Annotated in this window: 23 protein-coding genes and 1 pseudogene; 12 read left to right on the top strand and 12 right to left on the bottom strand. The window is 41.0% G+C overall.

The genetic code is table 11. The features are described from left to right. Positions 1–7: 7 nt before the first annotated feature. From BHE89_RS19805 to BHE89_RS19785, 5 genes and pseudogenes are all read left to right on the top strand, one after another. A pseudogene (locus BHE89_RS19805) lies at positions 8–1,458 on the top strand (DUF4026 domain-containing protein). A 397-nt stretch (positions 1,459–1,855) separates the two neighbouring features. Continuing rightward, positions 1,856–2,092 (top strand): ferrous iron transporter A, encoded by a 237-nt coding sequence (gene feoA, locus BHE89_RS19800; protein ID WP_069369528.1) that lies wholly within the window; start codon positions 1,856–1,858, stop codon positions 2,090–2,092. Positions 2,093–2,140: 48 nt separating this feature from the next. Then, positions 2,141–4,468 (top strand): Fe(2+) transporter permease subunit FeoB, encoded by a 2,328-nt coding sequence (gene feoB / locus BHE89_RS19795; RefSeq protein ID WP_069369625.1) that lies wholly within the window; start codon positions 2,141–2,143, stop codon positions 4,466–4,468. 19 nt (positions 4,469–4,487) lie between these two features. Further along, positions 4,488–4,718 carry a FeoC-like transcriptional regulator gene (locus BHE89_RS19790; RefSeq protein WP_069369527.1) on the top strand — a complete coding sequence of 77 codons (231 nt, stop codon included), beginning with the start codon at positions 4,488–4,490 and terminating at the stop codon, positions 4,716–4,718. A 184-nt stretch (positions 4,719–4,902) separates the two neighbouring features. After that, positions 4,903–5,367 carry an OsmC family protein gene (locus BHE89_RS19785; protein ID WP_069369526.1) on the top strand — a complete coding sequence of 155 codons (465 nt, stop codon included), beginning with the start codon at positions 4,903–4,905 and terminating at the stop codon, positions 5,365–5,367. A 44-nt stretch (positions 5,368–5,411) separates the two neighbouring features. Here BHE89_RS19785 and bioH read toward each other — a convergent pair whose 3' ends face one another. Further along, the gene (gene bioH, locus BHE89_RS19780; RefSeq protein WP_069369525.1) at positions 5,412–6,185 is read right to left on the bottom strand and encodes a pimeloyl-ACP methyl ester esterase BioH; all 774 of its coding nucleotides are present in this window, start codon (positions 6,183–6,185) and stop codon (positions 5,412–5,414) included. A 37-nt stretch (positions 6,186–6,222) separates the two neighbouring features. On the opposite strand from bioH, the gene gntX reads away from it, so the two are divergent. The 6 genes from gntX to glpD all read left to right on the top strand — a co-directional run bounded on the left by gntX (position 6,223) and on the right by glpD (position 11,535). After that, entirely contained in the window at positions 6,223–6,915 is a 693-nt protein-coding gene (gene gntX / locus BHE89_RS19775) for a DNA utilization protein GntX (RefSeq protein ID WP_069369524.1), read from the top strand. A gap of 60 nt (positions 6,916–6,975) precedes the next feature. Beyond that, entirely contained in the window at positions 6,976–7,554 is a 579-nt protein-coding gene (gene nfuA, locus BHE89_RS19770; protein WP_069369523.1) for a Fe-S biogenesis protein NfuA, read from the top strand. Between the two features lie 175 nt (positions 7,555–7,729). Beyond that, positions 7,730–8,056 (top strand): thiosulfate sulfurtransferase GlpE, encoded by a 327-nt coding sequence (gene glpE, locus BHE89_RS19765; RefSeq protein ID WP_069369522.1) that lies wholly within the window; start codon positions 7,730–7,732, stop codon positions 8,054–8,056. A 19-nt stretch (positions 8,057–8,075) separates the two neighbouring features. Then, a complete protein-coding gene (gene glpG / locus BHE89_RS19760) occupies positions 8,076–8,936 on the top strand; it encodes a rhomboid family intramembrane serine protease GlpG (RefSeq protein ID WP_069369521.1) in 861 nt (286 codons plus the stop codon). A 38-nt stretch (positions 8,937–8,974) separates the two neighbouring features. Further along, entirely contained in the window at positions 8,975–9,733 is a 759-nt protein-coding gene (locus BHE89_RS19755) for a DeoR/GlpR family transcriptional regulator (RefSeq protein WP_006534541.1), read from the top strand. A 308-nt stretch (positions 9,734–10,041) separates the two neighbouring features. Continuing rightward, positions 10,042–11,535 (top strand): glycerol-3-phosphate dehydrogenase, encoded by a 1,494-nt coding sequence (gene glpD, locus BHE89_RS19750; RefSeq protein ID WP_069369520.1) that lies wholly within the window; start codon positions 10,042–10,044, stop codon positions 11,533–11,535. Between the two features lie 112 nt (positions 11,536–11,647). On the opposite strand, the gene BHE89_RS19745 is transcribed toward glpD, so the two are convergent. After that, positions 11,648–12,007: a DUF488 domain-containing protein gene (locus BHE89_RS19745; RefSeq protein ID WP_069369624.1), complete on the bottom strand. Its 360-nt coding sequence runs from the start codon at positions 12,005–12,007 to the stop codon at positions 11,648–11,650. 279 nt (positions 12,008–12,286) lie between these two features. Between BHE89_RS19745 and metF the strand changes: the two genes are divergently transcribed. Beyond that, positions 12,287–13,186: a methylenetetrahydrofolate reductase gene (metF, locus tag BHE89_RS19740; RefSeq protein WP_069369519.1), complete on the top strand. Its 900-nt coding sequence runs from the start codon at positions 12,287–12,289 to the stop codon at positions 13,184–13,186. Between the two features lie 50 nt (positions 13,187–13,236). Here metF and BHE89_RS19735 read toward each other — a convergent pair whose 3' ends face one another. From BHE89_RS19735 to BHE89_RS19695, 10 genes are all read right to left on the bottom strand, one after another. After that, on the bottom strand, positions 13,237–13,827 hold the full coding sequence (locus BHE89_RS19735; RefSeq protein ID WP_069369518.1) for a DUF4291 domain-containing protein: 591 nt from the start codon (positions 13,825–13,827) through the stop codon (positions 13,237–13,239). A 257-nt stretch (positions 13,828–14,084) separates the two neighbouring features. Continuing rightward, a complete protein-coding gene (locus BHE89_RS19730; RefSeq protein ID WP_069369517.1) occupies positions 14,085–15,092 on the bottom strand; it encodes a LacI family DNA-binding transcriptional regulator in 1,008 nt (335 codons plus the stop codon). A 53-nt stretch (positions 15,093–15,145) separates the two neighbouring features. After that, a complete protein-coding gene (locus BHE89_RS26470) occupies positions 15,146–15,871 on the bottom strand; it encodes a tripartite tricarboxylate transporter permease (RefSeq protein WP_286146380.1) in 726 nt (241 codons plus the stop codon). Beyond that, entirely contained in the window at positions 15,819–16,664 is an 846-nt protein-coding gene (locus tag BHE89_RS26465) for a tripartite tricarboxylate transporter permease (protein WP_286146378.1), read from the bottom strand. Before BHE89_RS26465 ends, BHE89_RS26470 begins: the two co-directional genes overlap by 53 nt. Before the next feature lie 19 nt (positions 16,665–16,683). Then, positions 16,684–17,145 carry a tripartite tricarboxylate transporter TctB family protein gene (locus BHE89_RS19720; protein WP_069369515.1) on the bottom strand — a complete coding sequence of 154 codons (462 nt, stop codon included), beginning with the start codon at positions 17,143–17,145 and terminating at the stop codon, positions 16,684–16,686. Between the two features lie 61 nt (positions 17,146–17,206). After that, positions 17,207–18,181 carry a tripartite tricarboxylate transporter substrate binding protein gene (locus tag BHE89_RS19715; protein ID WP_248620491.1) on the bottom strand — a complete coding sequence of 325 codons (975 nt, stop codon included), beginning with the start codon at positions 18,179–18,181 and terminating at the stop codon, positions 17,207–17,209. 20 nt (positions 18,182–18,201) lie between these two features. Next, on the bottom strand, positions 18,202–19,254 hold the full coding sequence (locus BHE89_RS19710) for a sialidase family protein (protein WP_069369513.1): 1,053 nt from the start codon (positions 19,252–19,254) through the stop codon (positions 18,202–18,204). 22 nt (positions 19,255–19,276) lie between these two features. After that, positions 19,277–20,206, bottom strand: a complete 930-nt coding sequence (locus BHE89_RS19705) for a dihydrodipicolinate synthase family protein (protein ID WP_069369512.1) — start codon at positions 20,204–20,206, stop codon at positions 19,277–19,279. 10 nt (positions 20,207–20,216) lie between these two features. Next, positions 20,217–21,863, bottom strand: a complete 1,647-nt coding sequence (locus BHE89_RS19700; protein WP_069369511.1) for a signal transduction protein — start codon at positions 21,861–21,863, stop codon at positions 20,217–20,219. 50 nt (positions 21,864–21,913) lie between these two features. After that, complete coding sequence (locus BHE89_RS19695) at positions 21,914–23,500, bottom strand: FGGY-family carbohydrate kinase (protein ID WP_069369510.1); 1,587 nt, start codon at positions 23,498–23,500, stop codon at positions 21,914–21,916. Positions 23,501–23,772 lie beyond the last annotated feature (272 nt).

Here is a 23,772-nt window from a genome sequence, read left to right as displayed (position 1 = left end):
AAGAAATATGGATAACAGACAGCAGTACCTAGATATCGCAGCTGGGCAAGGAGAAAAAGTGCCCTCTCGTATAGTGGCTTTTCCTGCACAGCCACTAAACTATGCACTTATTGAGCAACGCCTAGAAGAGCAGACGGATTATACGGATGGTGAAATCAATTATCTGAGTGAAAATATTGATGATGGTTTTTTCTATCGTTGCCAACATGGCGATAATGAATTGCATTTTTTTTGTCTGTCTTTATCCTCGAGATGAAGATTATGAAATACGCCCAATGTATTCGACAGATGAACTGACCCCGCAATTGTTAGCGCACGCAAATGCCACTACTCAAGATTTATTATTAGAAACACGCTTTACGGAGGCATTGCATCCCTTAGCAAGTTACCGCCATCAACTGAATTTTCTCAATATCATCGCTCCTGAAATGGTTTTGGCATTAGATGAATCAGCGGCAGGTAAAGCCTTGACACCAGAATGGATCCGCTTTCAATTAGAAACCCCCGATCTCTATCCTGAAGTTGAAAGCTTATATGTTATTCATGCTGTCTATGACACAGAAAATGATCCACCAACCATGTTCTGGTTCCATACGCATGGATTAGCGCGTTGTGGCTTAACAGAAGTCGATTTAGTTATTCCAAGTATGCTTGAATCTTACTATGGTATTCCTGATCTCTTCCGTTGCTTTGTTAACAACAGTATTAATCATCGTCAAATCGAATTTGGTGAACCGATGCTGTGTGGCCAAACATCGTCAGGTTTAGAATATCTTGTCGCATTACCCTTTGAAGAAGGCATTCGCCATATTAATCAATCAACACCTCTCGACAATCTGAGACCTTTAGAAGAGATGCGTTATGACACTGAAGGCGCGCCAAATGGCGTTTTCTTGGGTGATTTAGCCGATCGAGATGAATATCATCAACATCCTTCTTCTATGCTATTTAGAACCAATGAAGAAAACCCTGTTTTAGAAACCTTCTTTAAAGGTTATGAAGAGCAGCAAGCGATGATGCTACTGCGTAGCAATGAAGAAACCTATGAAATGTCCGAAAAAGCCAAGCGACGCTGGAAATACTTCGTTTCTATGTTTGATAACTACAATCAACCACCTGTTGAGAAAAAAAAGTGGGTTTCTCTCCAAATTATTAGGAAAAGACAAACCCGAAGAGACCGAAAATCCTTGGCAATTTATGATCAAATTCGGCATTCCTTATGGCGAAGAAGAGGAAGAAAAAGAGCTCGAGCATATGTGGTTTGTACCACAGTCTCGCGATGGGGACACGGTTTATGCAAAATTACTCAATGTGCCATTTTATGTTAAAGATATGCAAGAAGGTGAAATCTATCCTATCAACACCGCATTAATAACAGATTGGGTCATTTCATACGAAGATGATAGTTATACCCCTAACAATATTTATCAACTTTTTAGCCACCAGCAAACTCACTAATTAGCGGATATTTCACAATAACAACGCGAGCTTTTCCCTGAAGCTCGCGCTTTTCATCTTCTTAAAATCTACTTTTATACCGTTGCCCGTTAATATCATTAATTAATTGTTATTTTGTTGCTACATTGACATGTCAGTTCTTCACATTCTGTTTTTGTCTAGTAACAGATAGGGCAAACCGTCTATTTTCATCTCAATATCTTTTCTCTGGTTGATTTAATCAAGTGCAGATAAGCCGAGACTAGGCTAAATTATACCCAATAAGGATAATTATAATTCTCATTAGCATTAAAAATATTTATTATAATTAACCTGACTACTATTATGTGAATTCTCATACTCGTTAATACTTATCAATATCACTATTTTTTGTATCAATATTCGTGGAAGGACAATTATGTCTCTGATCCCTAATCACAGTTATAAAATCTTGAGCTACTCACCTCAGATTAGCCCTGCATACAGACAGAAACTATTATCTTTAGGTATGCTACCTGGCGCTGTGTTTAACGTTATTCGTATCGCGCCACTGGGTGATCCTATTCAAATAGAGACGCACCGAGTATCCTTAATTTTGAGGAAAAAAGATCTCGCTCTCATTAATCTTAGCGAAGTCGTTCATCACGAAAAATAATTGTTATTTCTCATTCAACCAGGCAAGACAACTATTGGCATCACTATTATGACTCCTCTCACTATAGGCCTTATCGGTAATCCCAATGCCGGTAAAACAACACTCTTTAATCAGTTAACAGGCTCTCGTCAACGTGTTGGTAACTGGGCAGGTGTAACGGTCGAACGCAAAGTTGGTCGCTTCACAACAGCAAATCATAAAATTGAGCTCGTCGATTTACCCGGAACTTACTCTTTAACGACAATATCAGAACAGACATCACTTGATGAGCAAATTGCCTGTCATTTCATTTTAAGTAATGAAGCAGACATGCTGATTAACGTAGTTGATGCATCCAACCTTGAGCGTAACCTCTATTTGACATTGCAACTGCTTGAGCTCGGTATTCCATGTATCGTGGCGTTAAACATGCTCGATATTGCAGAACACCAAGATATGCAAATTGATATCAAGGCACTTTCAGAGCAACTGGGTTGCCCTGTTATTCCAATGATTTCAACCAAAGCATCTGGCATTGATAAGCTCAAAGAAGCCATTGATACCTTCCCTGCTGAAAAGAAAAAACCTCAAGAATTACTGACTTCTTATCCACTATGGTTATTAAATGAAGTTGAGGCACTTGCTGAAAAAATTAATCATGATGAATTTAATTTACAACAACGTCGTTGGATGGCATTACAGTGCTTAGAGGGTGATATCTATACTCACCAACGAGCTCAAATCACGAATGAAGATATCAAAATCATCCGCCAACGCATTCAAGATGAACAGAATAATGAACCCGAGCTCGTCATCGCTGATGCTCGTTATCAAAATATTGAGCGCATCTGCCATACCGTCATTAATATGGAAGCCATTAAACCTAATATCCTGACGCAAAATATCGATAAAGTGATATTAAACCGTTGGTTAGGTGTTCCTATCTTCCTGTTTGTGATGTATTTAATGTTTGTCCTCGCCATTAATATCGGTGGTGCTTTACAACCTGCTTTTGAAGGTGGCTCCGAAGCTATCTTTATTCATGGCATTCAATGGGTTGGTGCAACTTTTAACTTCCCTGAATGGTTAACAATTTTCCTTGCTCAAGGTGTCGGTGGCGGTATCAATACTGTTCTGCCATTGGTACCACAAATCGGGATGATGTACCTCTTTTTATCTATTCTGGAAGATTCAGGTTATATGGCTCGCGCCGCATTCGTTATGGATAGATTGATGCAAGCTCTGGGTTTACCAGGTAAATCATTCGTACCACTGATTGTCGGTTTTGGTTGTAATGTACCGTCCATTATGGGTGCCCGTACTCTTGATGCACCAAGAGAGCGGTTAATTACCATATTAATGGCACCCTTTATGTCTTGTGGTGCACGTTTAGCCATCTTCGCGGTATTTGCGGCTGCTTTCTTTGGTAAAAACGGCGCGAGTGTTGTTTTCTCTCTTTACCTTCTGGGTATTGTCGTTGCTATCCTCACAGGCTTACTGCTAAAACACACCATTATGCGCGGTGAAGCGTCACCTTTCGTGATGGAGCTACCTGTTTATCACGTTCCTCACCTAAAAACGTTACTCATGCAAACATGGCAACGTCTAAAAGGTTTCGTGATACGAGCAGGTAAAGTCATCATTATTGCCAGTATGTTTATTGGTGCACTAAATAGCTTCACCTTCTCTGGTAAACCCGCAGATAACATCAATGATTCTGCATTAGCTTCTGTCAGTAAAGTGATCACGCCATTACTGCAACCTATTGGTGTTCACAATGATAACTGGCAAGCAACAGTGGGTTTAGTCACTGGTGCAATGGCAAAAGAAGTGGTTGTCGGAACATTAAATACCCTCTATACCGCAGAAAGTATTGTTAATGAGCCATTTGATCCTGAAGAATTTGATTTGTGGGGAGAAATTGGTGATGCATTTGGTGAAACATGGGATAGCTTAAAAGAGACTTTCACATTAGCCGCACTTTCTAATCCAATTGAAGCCAGTAAAGGTGATGGTGAAATGGATACGGGTACAATGGGAACGATGGGGGCAAAATTTGGCTCAGGTATTGCGGCTTATAGCTACTTAATCTTTGTCTTACTGTATGTACCTTGTGTTTCAGTGATGGGAGCTATTGCTCGTGAAACCAGTCGTGGCTGGATGACCTTCTCGATCCTTTGGGGATTAAATATTGCTTACTCACTGGCAGCCCTGTTCTATCAAGTGGCAACCTTTAGCGAGCACCCACAAAGCAGCACTATCACGATTGTTGCCGTAATTATCTTTAACTTAATTCTGTTTATCGCCTTGCGTAATGCACGTAATCGCCTAACAATTAACTTAAGCAATAAACCTTCATTGGCAAAACAGTGTTGTTCAAAAGGTAGCTGTCACTAAGTGACAAAGGAAATGAAAGATGGCCAGTCTGATAGAAGTACGTGATTGTATCGCCCTTAATGGTCGAGCCGATGCCCGTCTTATCAGCCATCAACTCAATATGCCTGAACCTTTGGTACAAGCAATGTTAGAGCGGCTCACATTGATGGGTAAGCTTCAAGAGGTCGAAGTGGAAGATTGTCTCTCAGGCAGTTGTAAACATTGTCCAGAAGCCACGGCATGCCAAACAAAGCTTTATCAATTACGCTAACGAGTTGTTAACTCTGTTCAAAGACAAAATCCTTTATGAGAATAAAGGATTTTTTTATCTCATTACTCATCTACCTTTTTATCTTCTTTTTATTGGTTTACTTTTCGAATTATCTCACCATAATAAAATAGACATAAAGACGTCTATATGTCTAAATTGAAATTATATATAAGGATAATAGATTATGCCAATAACTGAATTTTCGTCGATTATTACCAGTGGCAAGCAAGGTGGATTACAGATGCAATGTGCATCGCGGCAATTTCAAATTTTACTTGATGAACCCTTGTCATTAGGTGGAAAAGACAGTGCAATGAATCCGGTTGAAGCATTACTGGGTACATTGGGTGCTTGTAAAGGTATTGTCGCTAAAAGCTTTGCAAATATGCACAAAATTAACCTTAACGATCTTCGCATTGAGGTTAACGGTGAATTAGATATTGATGGTTTTACAGGAAAAAACAAAAACGCAAAAATCGGTTTTAGTAAAATTACGACAAAATTCTTTATTGATGCAGATAACAATGACGAAGAAATTGCTGCATTTATCGCTTTTATTGAACGTACTTGTCCTATTGCTGACACAATTAAAAATGCACCTATCTTGGAAACATCCTATCACCATAGTGTTAAAAATATAGAAGCATAAATTATCCAGAACTGCCTTTAAGTATGGGCAGTTCTGAGTGTGAGTTATGATGTCATGTTACAGGCATTAATTAACGCCTGAGCAAATTCATCAGGATGGGAAATAAACGGCGCATGGGCTGCATTACGGAAAATAACCGAAGGTGAATGTGGATAAATATCATCTAATAATCCAGCTACTTTCCGAGGCACTAAGCCATCTAAATAGCCATAAAAACGAATAAAAGGGCGTTGTAGATCTTTTAGCGCTTCTCGTAAATCCTCAGTACGTAGAATTTCTAATCCCCCATTCAGCACTTCAACAGAAGGGAGCGGCTGCTCTAATACCACTGATTTTAATGCCTTCATATCTTCGCGAGCACTCTGAGTACCCAATGTTTGCAGTGCCAAAAAACGTTCAACGGTACGATGGAAATGCTCATTTAACTGTTGTTCAAATCCTTTTAAAACCTCAGGTTTGATGCCCGGCCAATCGTCATGAGCACCAAAGCAAGGTGAAGACGCTACCGTAATCAATGCTTGCACATTATTGGGATTATCCAAAGCAACGCGACTCGCCACTAATCCGCCTAAAGACCATCCTAACCAAATAGCATGCTCAGGGGCTTTGGCAAAAACAATGTCAGCCATCTCTTTTAATGTGAGAACAGGATAACCTTGGCTACGACCGTAGCCCGGTAAATCAACAAGATGCAGTGTAAAATGCGAGTTTAGTCGCGGTATTAATGATTGCCAGACCTCTGCATTCAATCCCCATCCATGTAATAGCACAAGATGCGTATTTCCTTCACCTATTGTCTGCCAATACAATTTATTCATTGTTATGCTCTCTTCTCTTAATTCAGGGATTTTCATTATGTGGATAACAATAGCAGGATATTGTTGGTTATGTCGCCAACCCTTACATTATGATACTAAAGGTATTTGTTCGAGTTGTATTCGCTATTTACCTAAACAGCATAACCGTTGCCCATGCTGTTTATATCCCTCATCTCACCCCATGATGTTATGTGGACACTGCTTACAATCACCTCCACCATGGAAACAGATGTTGACAGTTACTGACTATCAACCTCCATTAAATAAATTATTACACCTTTATAAATATCAACCTTGCCCTCAAATAGCGTTATGTCTTGCACGACTTTTTCTTTTGCGGTGGCTCTCACATCGGCGAGAAAATTTGGTGCAGAAACCCGATAGAATTATTAGCGTTCCTTTACATCGTCATCGCCGTTGGTCTAGAGGCTTTGAGCAAGTAGAAGCTATCGCTAAGCCTTTGGCAAGGTGGCTAAATTGTGCTTATCAACCGGATACCCTGATAAGAACTCGTGCTACACTGGTGCAAACGCATCTTAATGCCAAGCAAAGGCAACAAAATTTAAAGCATGCATTTGTATTAAATAACACGGTGTCGGTATCAGGGAAAAATCTGGCACTAATTGATGATGTTATCACTACTGGTGCGACATTAAAGAGCATTGTACCCTTGTTATTTCGTGCGGGAGCACGCTCTGTTGAGGTATGGGCGATTTGTCGAACCTTGTAGTTAACCGCCAATTGGGCGTATGATAACCAACCAGAACAGTCAACTATTGAGCAAGACAATATGATTACTATTACTGATGCCGCACAGGCGCATTTTGCCAAACTACTGGCTAATCAAGAACCCAACACCCAAATTCGTGTATTCGTTATCAACCCGGGCACACCTAATGCTGAATGTGGCGTTTCATACTGCCCGCCCGATGCCGTAGAGCCAAACGATACTGAAATTAAGTTCGAAAAACTTTCTGCGTATGTTGATGATATCAGCGCGCCTTTCTTAGAAGATGCAGAAATTGACTTTGTCACTGACCAACTGGGTTCACAATTAACGCTGAAAGCACCTAACGCCAAAATGCGTAAAGTCGATGCTGATGCACCGTTAATTGAACGTGTAGAATACGTACTACAATCACAAATTAACCCACAATTAGCAGGCCATGGTGGTCGCGTTAGCCTAATGGAAATCACTGAGGATGGTTATGCTATCTTACAATTCGGTGGTGGTTGTAACGGTTGTTCAATGATTGATGTCACATTAAAAGATGGTATTGAAAAAGAACTGTTAAACCTGTTCCCTGATGAGTTAAAAGGTGTGAAAGATTTAACTGAACACCAACGTGGCGAACATTCCTACTACTGATCTCTCAGTATCACATCCCCTATGATACTCACCTGCACTGATATCATGGGGGATTTGTTTATTAAAATAATCATTTACAAAGTATAACGTCATCTTTACCTATTTGACGTTATGATAAATGTATCGTTCTCTCGCTCAGAACAAATAAATTAACAATATAATAAATAAGACAATTATGGATAAGTTTCAATTTCTTAGTATTGAACAAGCCTATCAATTCTGGACATCTCAATCAGCGATATTGGTTGATGTTAGAGATCCTCAGAGTTACCGCATTGGTCATGCTACCGGCGCATTTCATCTCACCAATGATACGCTAAACCAATTTTTACAAGATGCTGACTTTGACGTGCCCGTTATGGTGATGTGTTATCACGGTCATAGTAGCCAAGGTGCAGCTCAATATCTGGTCAATATGGGCTTTGAAACCGTTTATAGTATTAACGGTGGTTTTGAAGCATGGCTAAGAGAGTTTCCACAAGCGATAACTTCTCTGCAATAACTACAGATGAGTTTTGTTAATGATCCACATTATTACGCTTTCTAACCCTCAAGCAGCTGATTTATTTGTCAATTACATGGCAACGAAAGGTGTGCGAATTCACGCAAAAAATGAAAATCAGCAGATCTCACTTTGGTTAGAAGACCAACATCAATTGGAAATGGTTGAAAAAGAACTAAATGTTTTTTTACGTGAGCCTTTTCACCCACGTTACCAAGCCGCAAGTTGGCAAACCGGTGATCCGAAAAATACAAGTATCAAATATCGCCCCGCCTTTTCGATAAAAAATATGGTGCAACGATCAGGCCCATTAACGGTACTCTTGGTTATTTTATGTATCGTTATCTTTATCCTACAACAAGTATTAGGTGACCAAGATGTCCTAACCTACCTTGCATGGCCTTATGATGAAAGCCTAAACTTTGAAGTATGGCGCTATATTACACCGGCATTTCTCCACTTTTCCTTAACGCATATCGCCTTTAACTTGGCGATATGGTGGTATCTTGCGGGTCAAGTAGAACAACGGATTGGCTCTGGTAAACTGTTTGTTGTCTTACTTATCTCTGCACTGGTCAGCAATTGGGCGCAGGCACTTGTTATCAGTTCTAGCTTTGAAACCTTTGGTGGCCTTTCTGGCGTCACCTTTGCGTTAATTGGCTATACAGGCTTAACCAGTTTACGTAATCCAGAAAAAGGCATTTACGTACCGTCAGGCTTACTGGTGATGTCTGTTTTGTGGATTATTATGGGTTATATGGGCGTTTTAGATAGCCTAGTAGGAGGTTCGATTGCGAACACTGCACATTTTGCAGGCTTCCTTATCGGCTTATTGATGGCTTTGTGGGATAATCGACATCAATTATCTCGTAGATCATAATAAAATGAACATAATATTTTTAACATTAGGGGATACCTGTGAAGCAAACGCAACGACATGATGCCATCATTGAACTGGTACGCCTGCAAGGCTATGTCAGCACAGAAGAGTTGGTGGAGCATTTTGAAGTCAGCCCACAGACAATCCGACGTGATTTAAACGAATTAGCGGAAAAGAACAAAATCCAACGTCACCATGGTGGCGCGGCATTACCTTCAAGCTCAGTGAATACGGCTTATCATGATCGTAAAATCATGTGGTCGGATGAAAAGTCACGTATCGCACAACGTGTTGCCAGCCTTATCCCTGATGGTGCAACACTGTTTATTGATATCGGTACAACACCTGAAGCGGTTGCACATGCATTAATTAACCACAAAAACCTACGTATCGTGACGAATAACCTCAATGTGGCAACGCTACTGATGGGTAAAGAAGACTTTCGCTTAATTCTTGCTGGTGGTGAAGTGCGTACACGAGATGGCGGTATTGTCGGTGAAGCCACACTTGATTTTATCTCTCAATTCCGTCTCGATTACGGTATTTTAGGGATAAGCGGCATTGATATGGATGGTTCTCTACTTGAGTTCGATTACCATGAAGTTCGAACTAAACGCGCAATTATCGAAAACTCACGCTGTGTCATGTTGGTGACGGATCATTCTAAGTTTGGTCGTAATGCGATGGTGAATTTAGGGAATATGAATCTGATCGATTACTTATTTACCGATCAAGAACCGCCTGCGGGGATCCAAAAAATTGTTGAGCAGCACAACGTTCAACTCGAATTATGTTAATGAAATAAATACCTCGAAAAGTACCTGATCAGGTACTTTTTTTTACTAATTTCTCACAATCCTCTGAGTAACTCATTCTATTTACTCTTATTTTTGACTTACCTTCACTCTTTTTTATTAAGACATAAACGATGTTGCTTCTTTTTAATAAGCACACAAAAAATGTGGATATGATAATAAATTGTTATCCATATCACGCAGTTATGTTTTTTATCAGTTATATAGTTGGCATTTTCATCAAACTTCATTACAATTATGAGCGAAAACGAACATTAAAGAATTGTTTCGCGCATTCGTAGGAGGATGTTATGAAAACTCAAGACTTGATTGTCATCGGCGGCGGAATAAACGGCGCTGGAATTGCGGCGGATGCAGCTGGCCGAGGCCTTTCAGTACTTATGCTGGAAGCTCAAGACTTAGCAAGTGCGACATCTTCCGCGAGCTCTAAACTTATTCATGGTGGTTTACGTTATCTGGAACATTATGAGTTTCGCTTAGTAAGCGAAGCACTGGCAGAGCGTGAGGTGCTATTACGCTTAGCACCACATATTGCATTTCCAATGCGTTTCCGTCTGCCACACCAACCTCATTTACGCCCAGCTTGGATGATCCGTATTGGTCTATTCCTTTATGATCATTTAGGGAAACGCGTCAGCCTACCCAGCAGTAAAGGCATTAAATTTGGTGCAAACTCTGTTTTAAAACCAGAATTAACACGCGGTTTTGAATATTCAGACTGTTGGGTTGATGATGCACGTTTAGTGGTACTCAACGCACAAGAAATCGTCCGTCGTGGCGGTGAAGTACGCACACGCACTAAAGTCACTCGTGCTTGGCGTGAAAACAATTTATGGATGGTAGAGGCACAAGATTTACGTACTGGTGAAATTTCGCTCTATCAATCAAAAGCCCTTGTCAATGCTGCTGGTCCTTGGGTTAAGACACTGTTTGATGAAGGCTTAAAACTGAAATCACCTTATGGTATCCGTTTAATTAAAGGTAGCCATATTGTTATTCCTCGTGCCCATAACGAACCCCAAGCTTATATTTTACAAAACGAAGATAACCGTATTGTCTTTGTTATTCCTTGGATGGATGAATTTTCTATCATTGGTACTACGGATGTTGAATATAAAGGTGATCCTAAAGATGTCGCTATTGATGACAACGAAATTCAGTATTTACTGAAAGTGTATAACGATCACTTTAAAAAACAGTTAACCAAAGAAGATGTGGTTTGGAATTACTCTGGTGTGCGTCCATTATGTGACGACGAATCAGATTCACCACAAGCAATCACCCGTGATTACACCTTAGATGTTCACGACGATAATGGTCAAACACCGCTATTATCTGTATTCGGTGGTAAATTAACGACTTACCGTAAATTAGGTGAGCATGCCGTTGATAAACTGGTCAATTACTTCCCTAACATGGGTAAACCGTGGACTAAAAATGGTCAATTACCAGGCGGGAATTTAGAAGGTTGTGATCGTGATGGTTATTCACGTTTAATTCGTCAACGTCACCCTTGGTTACCAGAAGCACTGGCACTACGTTTTGCTCGCACTTATGGTAGCAATACTGAATTACTGCTGGAAGGCATTACTGATTTAGCAGGTATGGGTGAAAACTTCGGTCATAATCTGTATGAAGCAGAATTACGTTATTTAGTGAAACATGAGTGGGTTATTGAAGTTGATGATGCTATTTGGCGTCGTACTAAACTCGGTATGTGGCTAAATGACGAACAAAAACAACGTATTAGTCAATGGTTAACGGCAAATACACACACTGCATAAAAGTAGCAAAATATTCTCTGACTCTGTTCGATGTTTTTATTAGCAATTTTTGTGGCGCCTAATACCGCGCCACTTTTTTTTACATTTTTATCAAAATGAAAAAATATAACGATTAACAATGTATGAGTTGTTTTTCTAAAAAGTTTTTTAACACTGTTGCATTGTTTTGCTGTTCATCTTTTCCTGAATAAAGTAATACTAACGGTTGCTTTTTTGCAATCACTAGGAGAGGTTGCCAATGTTCAGGAGCACCTGTTAATTCGGCAATATAACGTTGCGTAAATTCAGCGAAATCCCCTTTCCCCGCATGAAACCATTTTCGTAATTCGGTAGAAGGTGCAACCTCTTTATTCCACTCATCATAATGAAAATCTGTTTTTTTCACGCCTCTAGGCCACAATCTATCAACTAATACGCGATAACCTTCATTCGTCCCGTCTTTATCGTGATATACGCGTTTACAAGTGATCATTTCACCTCCCATTAATAAATTCGTTAGTTTTATTGTAGAAGAAAAATCACTCACCTTATCAGGCCACCTCCTCACTTTTCTCATCATTACCGTTTACAACATGAATTTTTCTCTCATTGTGACTGAATTATCCTCATCAAAAATAGGGCGAATAAGTGTTGACTAAATAACCTAATTAAGAGAATCTACATCTAGACGTCTAAATGGTTAGATGGGTAAATAGGTAGTGATACTTAAATAAAAATAACAACACAGTGACATAATTGATGAGGTACAGGTATGAGCTTTTATCACGCAAGCCAACATGAAGCATTAAACCAAAATCTTGCCGAACTTGATGGTCAGATCCAAGTTTCCTTTGAGTTTTTTCCACCTCGTACCGAAGAGATGGAAAATACCCTTTGGCAATCTCTTGCGCGCTTAAATACCTTAAAACCGAGCTTTGTTTCTGTGACTTATGGTGCAAATTCAGGTGAGCGAGATAGAACACACTCGATTATTAAAGGAATTAAAGAGCGCACAGGATTAGAAGCTGCACCGCATTTAACTTGTGTTGATGCCAGCCGTGAAGAACTACAACATATCGCACAAGATTATTGGCAAAATGGTATTCGCCATATTGTCGCCTTACGAGGCGATTTACCAGACAACACACAAAAACCTGACATGTATGCCACAGATTTGGTTCATTTACTGAAAGATGTCGGTGACTTTGATATCTCTGTTGCGGCTTATCCTGAAGTGCACCCTGAAGCAAAAAGCGCACAAGCGGACTTAATTAACTTAAAAAGAAAAGTCGATGCAGGTGCAAATCGCGCGATCACTCAATTTTTCTTTGATGTCGAAAGCTATTTACGTTTTCGTGATCGCTGTGTTTCAACGGGTATTGATGTTGAAATTGTGCCAGGAATTTTACCTGTCACTAATTTTAAACAGCTAAAACGTTTTGCCGGTTTAACCAATGTGAAAATTCCAGGTTGGATGCATAAAATGTTTGATGGGTTAGATAACGATCCGGAAACCCGGAGCCTAGTTGGAGCTTCAATTGCTATTGATATGGTGAAAATTTTAAGCCGTGAAGGCGTCAAAGATTTCCATTTTTATACACTTAATCGTTCAGAATTAACTTATGCTATTTGCCATACGCTCGGTGTTCGTCCTGAGCTTGTGCAAGTCTGATCTTATCTCACAATTACCCCGCCAATTAAGCGGGGTGATATATTGATGAATTACTCACCAAAATAGTATGGTTTTTCTACCGGTAATAGGCTGTATGCAGTGTCGAGATCACCATTAGCAATACAAGCATCTATTTTATGTACCTTATCGGTAATATCGGTAATATTCACAATCCACTCTTTGCAATATTTTTCAACGGCTTGATTTCGCAAACCAATTTGTATGGTGCGATAACTGAGCCGATTCAGATAAATATCACGCTCAGGATCCCATTGAATGCGAATATTACTGGTTTCTGATGCCTCTTTCCAAGCTTCAGCACTGACATAGCGGTCTGGATCAAAATGACTCACCACACCTTGTGTCAGCATCTCTTGAAAACCTTCATGCGTAATATCGACAGCAAGAATAGAAGCTTGATTAGCGTCTTTACGTCCCCAACCAGAACGGTACATCATCCAAAGAAAGGAGGGTTTTACCCAAGTCATGCGGGTCATACTAAAAGGGGGGGAAACAAATGTTCCGTTTGCGACTGCGCTCTGAGCAATAGTATTTGAATAGGCTTGATAAACACGAACAAAATCATTCGTATAATATGCCCTTACTTCACACTCAGGACATCGGTCAACATCATCGTTCATCTTTCTTTAATATCCTTTTATATTAATAAAATGGAACTATTCGCTTAAATTATGAGCCTCTAACCAGAGATAATCAAGAGCCCCTATTCTTGTTAAAATGCTATCAATAGAGTAGCGCGCATTTAGAAAAGTAAAAAAAGAGAATAACAATAAAACGAGCAGATTAATGTTTCTATTATGTTTTATTTATACAGTGATGAGTCAATTAATCTTGCTAATCTACTCACAAAGTAAAGCGAATAAGCGATTTAATTGACTCATTGGGTAGCGATTAGGCGCTCGATAAGCTGTGTTTTTATTAATGCTGGAGATTTGACTGCGGTGCCAGCTATCTTTGCCGACATGATTTCAAAGGCCTTTTCAACTAATAACGCTTCATCCTGCTTCATTGACCACACATTATTAGGTAAAAAACTGAGCATGACATGATCATCGAAGGTACCAATATGAAGATGATCAGGAATGCTTCCTTCACGTTGACGGATAACACTCAATAAACCTTCAAGAATAGGCAATGATGAGGCAATAAAATGAGAGGGAATTTGCTGATATTGCTCCAAATACTGTTTCATCATCTGCTCACCATCTTTGGTCGTATTATGCTCAGCATAAGAGACAGTGACTCGGTTATCATCACCATAATGCCCTTTTATGGTTTGCACATAACCGCGCAAACGCGCGGCAATGGTAGGAAGCAACGCATCACCTGCAAAAAAATGAATGGGTGCATCTTGTTTGATTAACATCGCTTTTGTGAGCTGGGCACCGCTATCGCAGTTATCGGAAGCAACACAAATAGCCTCACTGACAGAAAAATCTCTATCTAAAAAAACCAATGGTTTTTGGCGATGCTTAACATGATGTAGCTGATTTTTACGACTTGATGAAACAATAAAAATGCCATCAACATTGCGCTCATCCATTGATTTAACGAGCTTATTTTCATTTTTGATATCACCATAGGTACAACTAATCGTTAGCTGACAACCGATTTGGTGACAATGCATTTCTAATTTTTCAGCCAAAGCAGCGAAGAATGGGTTAGAAAGGCGAGGGATAACTAATCCGTAGGTATCTGTTTTATTAAGTTTTAAGCTTCTAGCGGCATGGTTGACAGTATAACCAAATACCTCAACATAGTCCGCTATCTTCTTTTGCGTTTTTGCACTGATCCGGTATTGATCACCTTTGCCATTTAATACCAATCTGACTGTGGTAATAGACAAATTCAGGTCATTTGCAATCTGTTCAACTGTTTTTGCCATTAATATTCCATCATTGATATTGCCCTCACCTTAATGATGAGGGCCAGTTAACCTTACTGAGCAGGCTTAGCTCGGTATTTCTTCCACATTGCTTTTAACGAAGGTCCAATAATAGGTAGGATCAACGTCAATATCGCAATACCTAAAAATGTCGCTGTAATCGGGCGTGTATACAGGATAGATAAATCACCCTGAGACATCATTAAAGCACGACGTAAGTTTGATTCTGCCATCGGCCCTAAGATAATCCCGATAACCACAGGAGACATGGAAAAATCGAGCTTGATCATAATGTAAGCGAGTAATCCTGCCCCCATCATCACAAATACATCGATGATACTATGGTTCACAGAATAAGCACCTACACTACATAATACAAAGATAATGGGTACTAATACGCGACGCGGAACATCCATCACTCGAACAAAGAGTTTCATACATAAGAAACCTAAGATACCGAGGAAAATATTCGCCATCATCAAACCAATAAAGATACTGTTAACTTCAACAGGATTGTCAGTAAAGAGCTGAGGACCTAATGCCAGGCCTTGAACCATAAATGCACCCATGATAATGGCTGTTGCACCATCACCTGGAATACCTAAGGTCATTAAAGGCACCATGGTTCCGCCTGTTACTGAGTTTGCACCCGCTTCTGGTGCAGACACACCTTCTGGTGAACCGTGACCAAACTCTTCAGGGTGTTTAGACCAACGTTTTGCTTCGTTATAAGAGATAAATGATGAAATATCTCCCCCCCGTTCCCGGAATAGCCCCAATCGTTGTACCAATAGCAGATGAACGAAAGTACGTTGGCAACACACGTTTAAAATCAGCCCATGTTGGTAATACACGGTGAATACGTGCGTTAATTTTTTCACTCTTTTTCTGCTTACGCTCACGGTACTCTTCTTCAAAACTGATCAAGCCTTGAGAGAAAGCGAACAGACCAACCAAGATAGGAATAAATGAAACCCCACCCATTAGGTAAACGGTATCAAAGGTGAAACGAGGCCCGGATGTCATTGGATCAAGTCCAATAGTGGCAATCGCTAAACCTATTGCTCCCCCCATTAATCCTTTCACAATCGATTGCGATGATACACTGGTAATAATACTTATGCCAAATACCGCGAGTGCAAAATATTCAGCCGCAGAGAAACCTGTTGCCACTTTTGCTAATTGAGGCGCAATAACAATCAAGGCAATCGTACTAAAGATCCCCCCGAACATAGAGCCCATCGTAGATAAACCCAGTGCTCTTCCTGCTTCCCCTTTTTTCGCCATTGGATAACCATCCAATACCGTTGCCGCAGAAGCGGGAGTACCCGGTGTACTAATTAATATCGCAGTAATTGAGCCTCCGTAAACGGCACCACAATACATACCTAATAACAGGAGGATCCCCGTCATTCCTTGGAAGGAGTAAGTTAATGGGAGAAGTAATGCAATTCCCATATTTACTGTCAGGCCAGGTAATGCGCCGATAATAATACCCGCGAACACCCCCAACAAGATCATCGTTATCGTTTCCAGACTGAAAACGACCATTAAAGCGTCTAGTATTTCCATCTCAAAGCTCCTTTACCGCTTACTCAAAAAAGACGGAGGTTGGCAGAGGTGAATTAAAGATAATGTCAAAGAAGACATAAACGGCGGCAACCATTACAATCGGAATAATAACCAATGCAATAGGTTTTCTTTCATTCATCAGCCACATAATGACTGGGATAAGAAGCAGTGACGGAATAATAAAGCCAAAAAAGTGCAGGCCAGTGGCATAGACCAACATAAAGAGGCCTAAACCATAAGCGCGTTTAACTGCGGTAGAGCTCAGATCAACAGATTGGTGTACATGTTTGATTTTATCAACCACAACACTGATCCATTGAAAAATCCCCAGTAAAATAAATAAAATGGCTAAACCGTAAGGCCAGAAACGCTCCCCTGGTACACCATAATCATCAAACATGCTCATATCACGGGAGAGATAGATAATAAGTGCCCCGAAGGCCACTGAAATCGCACCGATGATTGTATTGATTTTTGTCATGTCGGGATCTCCCCGACCCTACCTGCCGTAACAGGTAGGGTGGTTTATAATAATAGAAAAGTTATTTTTTCAGGGTTGTTGAAATGAGCTCAGCATACATCTCATGATCTTCTTTCATCATTTCGTAAGCATCGTCACCCGTGATAAATACAGGCATAATACCTTGTTTTTTCAGTGCTTCTTGATATTCAGGTTTTTGAACCACTTCAGAGAATGCACCAACTAACTCGTTCTTCACGTTATCAGGTACATTAGCCGTTGTTGCTAATACAGCCCAAGCACGCATTTTCACGTTAGTGTCTAATTTCAATGCTTCTTTGAAAGTAGGAACGGCTGGGAATAGTGGGAAGCGACGCTCATCCATTACACCAAGAACACGTAGAATACCGGCATCAACTTGAGATTTAACAGCACCTGGCGTTGTTAATACACCATCGATATGGTTACCCACTAAAGCAGCGATTGATGGACCAGTACCTTCGTTATAAGGGATATGGTTAAATTTAGTACCTGTGGTACGTTCGATATTAACACCCGCTAAGTGATAAATAGCCCCCATACCGGAGTTACCGACTTTCAGTTTACCTGGATTCGCTTTTGCGCCATCGATAAACTCTTGTAACGTGGTGTAAGGTGATTCTGCGTTAACAACTAATACCACTGGATCAGCGATAGTTGTTGCAATTGGCGTGAAGTCTTTATAAGTAACGGGTGATTTTCCTTGGTGTGGGAACATCGCGAGTTCAACCGTTGTCATCACTAATTTTGTACCATCAGGGCGCGCATTAGCCACTTCAATCAGACCTGTTAAACCATTACCTGCAGGTTTATTCACGGGAACGAAAATGCGCCCCGCTGGCATAACATCTTTTGCAAATTCAATGATAGTACGAGCAGAAGTATCAGTACCCCCACCTGGATTTTTCGGAATGACAACATCAATATTTTTTGTAGGATACGTTAACTGTTGGGCAACTGCGTTCCCCATGCCCAGTGTCATCGTAATCGCCAACGCTGCGAGTAGACTCTTTTTCATAAAACCCTTTCTCCACATTTTTATTGAGTAGCTATTAATTGCTGATAAACAATGTTTTTTCGATTCCAAGTAAAGGTCACGTGTAGGGTATTGTTTTCAGCAATAATAGCCGGATATGAAAATTCGCCTTCCCCATCGAGTAAATCGAATGGTTCAGACCAAGTACTGCCATTATCGGATGAAAGACTGACAGAGATAGGATAACGACGACTCCAGTTACCTGAATTCGGGTTATACACCAATGCCAGTTGACCATCTGCGAAGGAGACGACATCAATGCCGCTATTATTATTTGGTAATATTGTTGCATAAGCCGGACACCAATTGCGCCCATAATCCGTTGAATCGCTACGATAAATAGTACCGCGCGTACTCCGCATCATGGCATGCACATGCCCAGGCTGGGATTCCCATAGTGTTGGCTGTATCACGCCATCCCATTGAAAAACACGTTGTAAATCAGTCTCCCATAGGGCATCGTCCTTTAAACCCTGCCAGATTTCATGTTCCGCTTGTTCACCTTTATGATGCTCAATTGGAATATCGACTCGCAGCCAATGTTGACCGTTGTCACTCGAAATATCGACAAACGCATCCCAGAATTGGTCATCCTCCACCGATCCTGGTGCCAACCACTCGCCATTCGACATCACTAACACTTTATTTTTCACAGGACCTCTAGGTGCGACATCACCAGAAACCAATTCTCTCGGTAAACCCCAACTATTTCCGCCATCCTTCGAGATAACGTATTGGGTCGTCCAACTATGTACGTCGGGACCCGTTTTATAAAACAGCCAGATATTACCTGTTGATGGGTCAACATGTAAAACGGGATTCCAGTGCGCAACACCCAGATTTTTAACAACAGGTTGAGCATGTTGCCAATGATCACCCTCTTTCATCACTAGCCAGATAGCGGTATTACCGCTACCTTCTTTATCACCAGCGAAAAAAGCGGTTAACAAACGCTCAGAGTTAGGCACACGCACAATCGTTGAAGCATGGCAGTGATTAAAAAGTGAATGTGCATTATCAAGCACAAACTGGGTTTCCTTCATCACGAAAGGCATATTCCTACTCCTGTGTCCTAAATTAATCTAACGAAAGCCACTTCTTCATATTCTCACCCAATGCAGTCATGCTATTGACGGCAGAAGGGAAAAATGAGTTTTCAAACTGACTGCTGTTACGGGAACGGCAGACCAGTGTGCTGAAGTTACCAATCAGGCGCTGATGATATTTAGCGCATGCTGGATAATCCAGAGTTTCGGTCATCGCTGCTGTTGATAAATAATCAGCTAACACCGCAGCCTGCTCTGGTTTATTTTTCCAATTCTCATAAAGCCAAACATAAAGCTCCGGATGGAAGTTTGCCATAACACCGCTATATGCCTGACATCCTGCTTGGAATGAAGCTAATAACGTTTGACTGTTGGCGTTTGCAAGATGCAAGCGAGTCCCTTTTGATAATGCCAAACGACGTTCTATCATCGGAAGAGAACAGCACGTATCTTTGATAAAGGTAAAGCGATTACTTTGTGCACACCACTCTACAATTTCTTCAGATAACAAACGCTTGTAAGGATAAGGGCATTCATAGATACCCAAATCAATCTCTTTAGGTACCACATTGGTTAACACTTGCAGTGTTTCCAACGCTTTCTCATCCGACTCCCCGACAAGAGCCAAGCGATTACTGATCATAATGACGCCATCGACGCCTGTATCCGCCATTGCCTGCAATTGTTCTTTTTGCTGACTTAATGCGGTTGCAGTATGACCCGAAGCTACTACGGGGACTCTTCCATCTGCTTTTTCAACGATAAAGCGGGTAAGTGCTTGCGTTTCCTCATCACTTAAATAAAACATTTCGCTTGATTGGCAGGCGGCAAAGAGTCCATGTACACCAGAATCAATATACCAATCTACAAGGCGCGCTAATGACGCCCAATCAATCTCCCCTTTGGCATCAAAAGGGGTTAGCATAACAGGCCAAACACCGACGTATTTTTGCTGGCTCATCATCAATTCCTTACAGTAAGTTAATGGCATCACCTGCCACTTTCACTTGGATACCTTGAGTCAGTGCTTGCGCCACGAAGGCTTTTAGCACAAACGCCAATTTATCTTCATCAACATAAGCCACCGTAATGTGGTTACTTTGATGTCCCGCCATAAGGTCATCACGTGTTACACCATCCAACGTGCAGTTTAATAATGGCCATTCGTAGTTAGTTGCTCTACGGCGACGTTCAAACTCTGCTTCAGGTAGTTCTACCGCCACACCAGTACCGATATGCATAATTACATCCGTACCTTCATAGTGTGCACGGCTCCATAACAAGCGACCTGCCTTGCCTTGACCTGCGATAGTTGACCCTCCTTTAGGGAAGAACATCGGAGGCTGGCGATAACCTGTTGCGCCTTTTAGGCCGCCTTTGAGGTGTTCAAAAGGAACAGATCCTGAAATTTCCATATCCCAGTAGAATGTTCCTTCATACTCACTACCCCAACGAATATCATGTAGTGTGGTTTCAGCTGGTAATCCTAATGATGTTAATAAACGCCATAACATCGTTTGAGGAATAGCCGTACCCATATCCACTTCATTGATGCAAGGAATTGGCGTATTAGGGCAGATAATCTCACCGTTTTCATCTGGCAACGGAAAACGCGCGGTTGAACCAATCGCACCTTCAGCAAAATCAGACGCTGGGCAACAATCTTTTAAGCCCTGCTGATATTGCACACCCACTGCGGTTAAACCAAAACGTTTTACGAAACGCGCCATGGCAATCATCATGGCACACTGCTCCATCACTTGTTCACGAGTGAGTTCAGTTTTGTCATCTTGACCAAACATAAACGTCATCCCGTTATCCTCGTACCACTGTAAACATGCCTCTCTTAACTCTGTCGGTACTTTCGCCATTTCGACCAGTAACGCAGATTGAGAAAGAGATTCAATTGGCATACCAATATTGATCATGGCCTGTTGTGGGAAGACCCCGTTAATCATTCCCATACAGAATGTATCGAACAAACCTATTATTTCTTTATTTTTAATTATATATTCGCCGACTTTACGACCCACTTCGCCAGCTTCTGTCGCCATTACCCTGTGTGTTGGCGCAATATCCGTAAGATAGCTAAGCTTATGATTTACATAACCATATTTTAACCAAGTCGCTAAGCCATCTACAAAGAATTCATCATCAAACTCTTCTGACCATAAACGTGAATAATTTTTACCTAAACTGGTCATCGTACCCGCTAAACACAACATGCCCACCAGACCTGGCCATGTACCATCAAAGTTAGCCAGCAGTAAAATAGGACCACGATGGTGTGCTAAAGAAGAGGCAATATGGTGTGAATATTGCCACGCGGTTAATAACACGATAACCGGAGCATTCGGATCGATTGCGGCAAACATATCGCAACCTTCGCGCTGACTACTGATAAAACCATGACCGCGAGCTTCATTAATTTCATGAGCACGCTTCATTTTGTAACCTTGGGCTTCTAATGCCGCGGCCAGTTTATCTTCAAATTTTTTCTGTACAGGCCAGCACGTTACGTTTGCAGGCTCACGTAAGTCTGCGTTAGTGACCATCAGGATCTCGTTCTGACCTGCTGTGATGGTTGTTGGTAAGTTTGGTAGATTTAAGTTCAACATAAGATATCCCTGGTAAGGTAAACTCGGTACATAATCGGAAAAATTAGAGGTCAACAATCTGACATCATTTCGTTATAACGCTGCTGATCTTGGTACATCTGCAAATAAACTTGATATTTAGCCTGATGGAAGGCAAATGTGTCGCTATCTGGTGTGATAATGCCACCTTCTCGCACCATTGCACTGGCAGCTTTAGAGAAATCATCAAAGGCTTTACACGCTACGGCACCTAATAATGCTGCTCCTAAATTCACCGCATCTTCTTCTTGTGCTAAATGAATTTCACGGCCTGTTGCATTAGCGTATTCACGTAGCCACAATGGATTTTTTGTGGCGCCACCACACATCACAATGCGATTGATTTGATGTCCAGCATCTTCAAGAGTGTCAATAATATGGCGTGTGCCATAAGCAATAGATTGCAGTGTCGCAAGATAATAACGAGCCAATGCAACACGACCACTTTCCAGCGTTAATCCACTTACCATGCCTTTGGCAGCAGGGTTTGCGCGTGGAGAGCGATTACCATGGTGATCCGCTAAAACATGAAACTGAGCAGTTGGATATTGTTCATTTTCTTCCAATTCAGCGACAGCTTCGTTTAATAGGGCATAGTAGTTAACCCCTTTTTCATTCGCTTCTTGCTCTAATTCAGCCCATGACTCATGACGGCGGATAGACCATTCAACTAACGCACCAGCGGCACTTTGACCCCCTTCGTTTAGCCATAATTCGGGCAACATCGCGCCAAAATAAGGTCCCCAAACACCGGGTACCATAATGGGATATTGGCTTACGATCATGTGGCAGTTAGACGTACCACTGATAATGGCTAAACTCCCTTCAGGTTGTGATGCCGTTAATGCCAAACCACCTGCATGCGCGTCAATAATGCCTGAAGCAACAATGACACCTGTGTGCAAGCCAAACGCATTAGCAACTGACTCATCTAAACAACCCGCTTGTTCACCTAACGCAAGAATGGTTTGTGGTACTTTTTCTAATAATTCATCCAAACCTACATCGGCTAACAAACTCTCACTAAATTGCCCCTGATGGGCTAAATAATTCCATTTACAGGTTAATGTACAAGTACTTGCTACATCCCCTGATGTTGCTTTCCAAACTAAAAAATCAGCTAAATCAAAGAATCGCCATACGTTTTGATAACGCTCTGGATAATGATTTTTTAACCACAGAATTTTTGGCAATTCCATTTCAATACTCACTTCACCACCGACATATCGCAGTGAAGGATCATTCGTCAAATTGATGGTGACCGTTTCTTGTACAGCACGGTGATCCATCCACATGATGATATCGTGTTCCACTTTACCGCTTGGTGAAACAGACAGTCCCTTACCGTCCTTACCCACAGCAACTAAAGAACAAGTGGCATCAAAACCAATAGACTTCACATGGATAGGATCAATAGCAGATAACGCCACCGATTCTTTTACGGTCGTACAAACCTGCTGCCAAATATCGGTAGACGATTGCTCAACGAAATCCGTTTTTGGGCGAAATTGAGCAATAGGGCGGACAGAAAAGCCCAAACGCTTTCCATTGCTATCAAATACCGCTGCACGGACACTGGCTGAGCCAACATCAACGCCAATAAAATATTGTTGTTCCATGCGAACCCTCATCATTTGCTAACGCTATGCTAATTTTTGCTACTTCGAGTTAGCAAGTTAATTCGAGCATGACGAAAAAACAATCACTATAAGATTAGTTTGTGATGCAGATCTACATAGATAATTTAACTTAATGATTTTATTGATAATTTATTTATTTGGCTTTATGCATTATTTAGATGATGTACTGAATCGATTATGTTCGTTATGAAACTAACGAACAATTTAATAAATAAAAATCAGCAAGAATACTTATTAAAATAATAATATCT

The organism is Shigella sp. FC1967, from assembly GCF_001743005.1.
Taxonomy (GTDB): domain Bacteria; phylum Pseudomonadota; class Gammaproteobacteria; order Enterobacterales; family Enterobacteriaceae; genus Proteus.
Note: the sequence above shows the minus strand (reverse complement) of the source record. Positions and strands in the feature narration are given on the sequence as shown.

Bases quoted from the DNA above. Each gene is read 5' to 3' on its own strand.
- BHE89_RS19710 (WP_069369513.1), bottom strand. From the start codon at position 19,254: ATGCCTTTCGTGATGAAGGAAACCCAGTTTGTGCTTGATAATGCACAT.
- BHE89_RS19735 (WP_069369518.1), bottom strand. From the start codon at position 13,827: ATGAACGATGATGTTGACCGATGTCCTGAGTGTGAAGTAAGGGCATAT.
- BHE89_RS19730 (WP_069369517.1), bottom strand. From the start codon at position 15,092: ATGGCAAAAACAGTTGAACAGATTGCAAATGACCTGAATTTGTCTATT.
- BHE89_RS19790 (WP_069369527.1), top strand. From the start codon at position 4,488: ATGGCCAGTCTGATAGAAGTACGTGATTGTATCGCCCTTAATGGTCGA.
- metF (WP_069369519.1), top strand. From the start codon at position 12,287: ATGAGCTTTTATCACGCAAGCCAACATGAAGCATTAAACCAAAATCTT.
- nfuA (WP_069369523.1), top strand. From the start codon at position 6,976: ATGATTACTATTACTGATGCCGCACAGGCGCATTTTGCCAAACTACTG.
- glpD (WP_069369520.1), top strand. From the start codon at position 10,042: ATGAAAACTCAAGACTTGATTGTCATCGGCGGCGGAATAAACGGCGCT.
- BHE89_RS19745 (WP_069369624.1), bottom strand. From the start codon at position 12,007: ATGATCACTTGTAAACGCGTATATCACGATAAAGACGGGACGAATGAA.
- bioH (WP_069369525.1), bottom strand. From the start codon at position 6,185: ATGAATAAATTGTATTGGCAGACAATAGGTGAAGGAAATACGCATCTT.
- gntX (WP_069369524.1), top strand. From the start codon at position 6,223: ATGTGGATAACAATAGCAGGATATTGTTGGTTATGTCGCCAACCCTTA.
- BHE89_RS19720 (WP_069369515.1), bottom strand. From the start codon at position 17,145: ATGACAAAAATCAATACAATCATCGGTGCGATTTCAGTGGCCTTCGGG.
- BHE89_RS19785 (WP_069369526.1), top strand. From the start codon at position 4,903: ATGCCAATAACTGAATTTTCGTCGATTATTACCAGTGGCAAGCAAGGT.
- feoB (WP_069369625.1), top strand. From the start codon at position 2,141: ATGACTCCTCTCACTATAGGCCTTATCGGTAATCCCAATGCCGGTAAA.
- BHE89_RS26465 (WP_286146378.1), bottom strand. From the start codon at position 16,664: ATGGAAATACTAGACGCTTTAATGGTCGTTTTCAGTCTGGAAACGATA.
- glpE (WP_069369522.1), top strand. From the start codon at position 7,730: ATGGATAAGTTTCAATTTCTTAGTATTGAACAAGCCTATCAATTCTGG.
- BHE89_RS19695 (WP_069369510.1), bottom strand. From the start codon at position 23,500: ATGGAACAACAATATTTTATTGGCGTTGATGTTGGCTCAGCCAGTGTC.
- BHE89_RS19715 (WP_248620491.1), bottom strand. From the start codon at position 18,181: ATGAAAAAGAGTCTACTCGCAGCGTTGGCGATTACGATGACACTGGGC.
- BHE89_RS19705 (WP_069369512.1), bottom strand. From the start codon at position 20,206: ATGAGCCAGCAAAAATACGTCGGTGTTTGGCCTGTTATGCTAACCCCT.
- BHE89_RS19700 (WP_069369511.1), bottom strand. From the start codon at position 21,863: ATGTTGAACTTAAATCTACCAAACTTACCAACAACCATCACAGCAGGT.
- feoA (WP_069369528.1), top strand. From the start codon at position 1,856: ATGTCTCTGATCCCTAATCACAGTTATAAAATCTTGAGCTACTCACCT.
- glpG (WP_069369521.1), top strand. From the start codon at position 8,076: ATGATCCACATTATTACGCTTTCTAACCCTCAAGCAGCTGATTTATTT.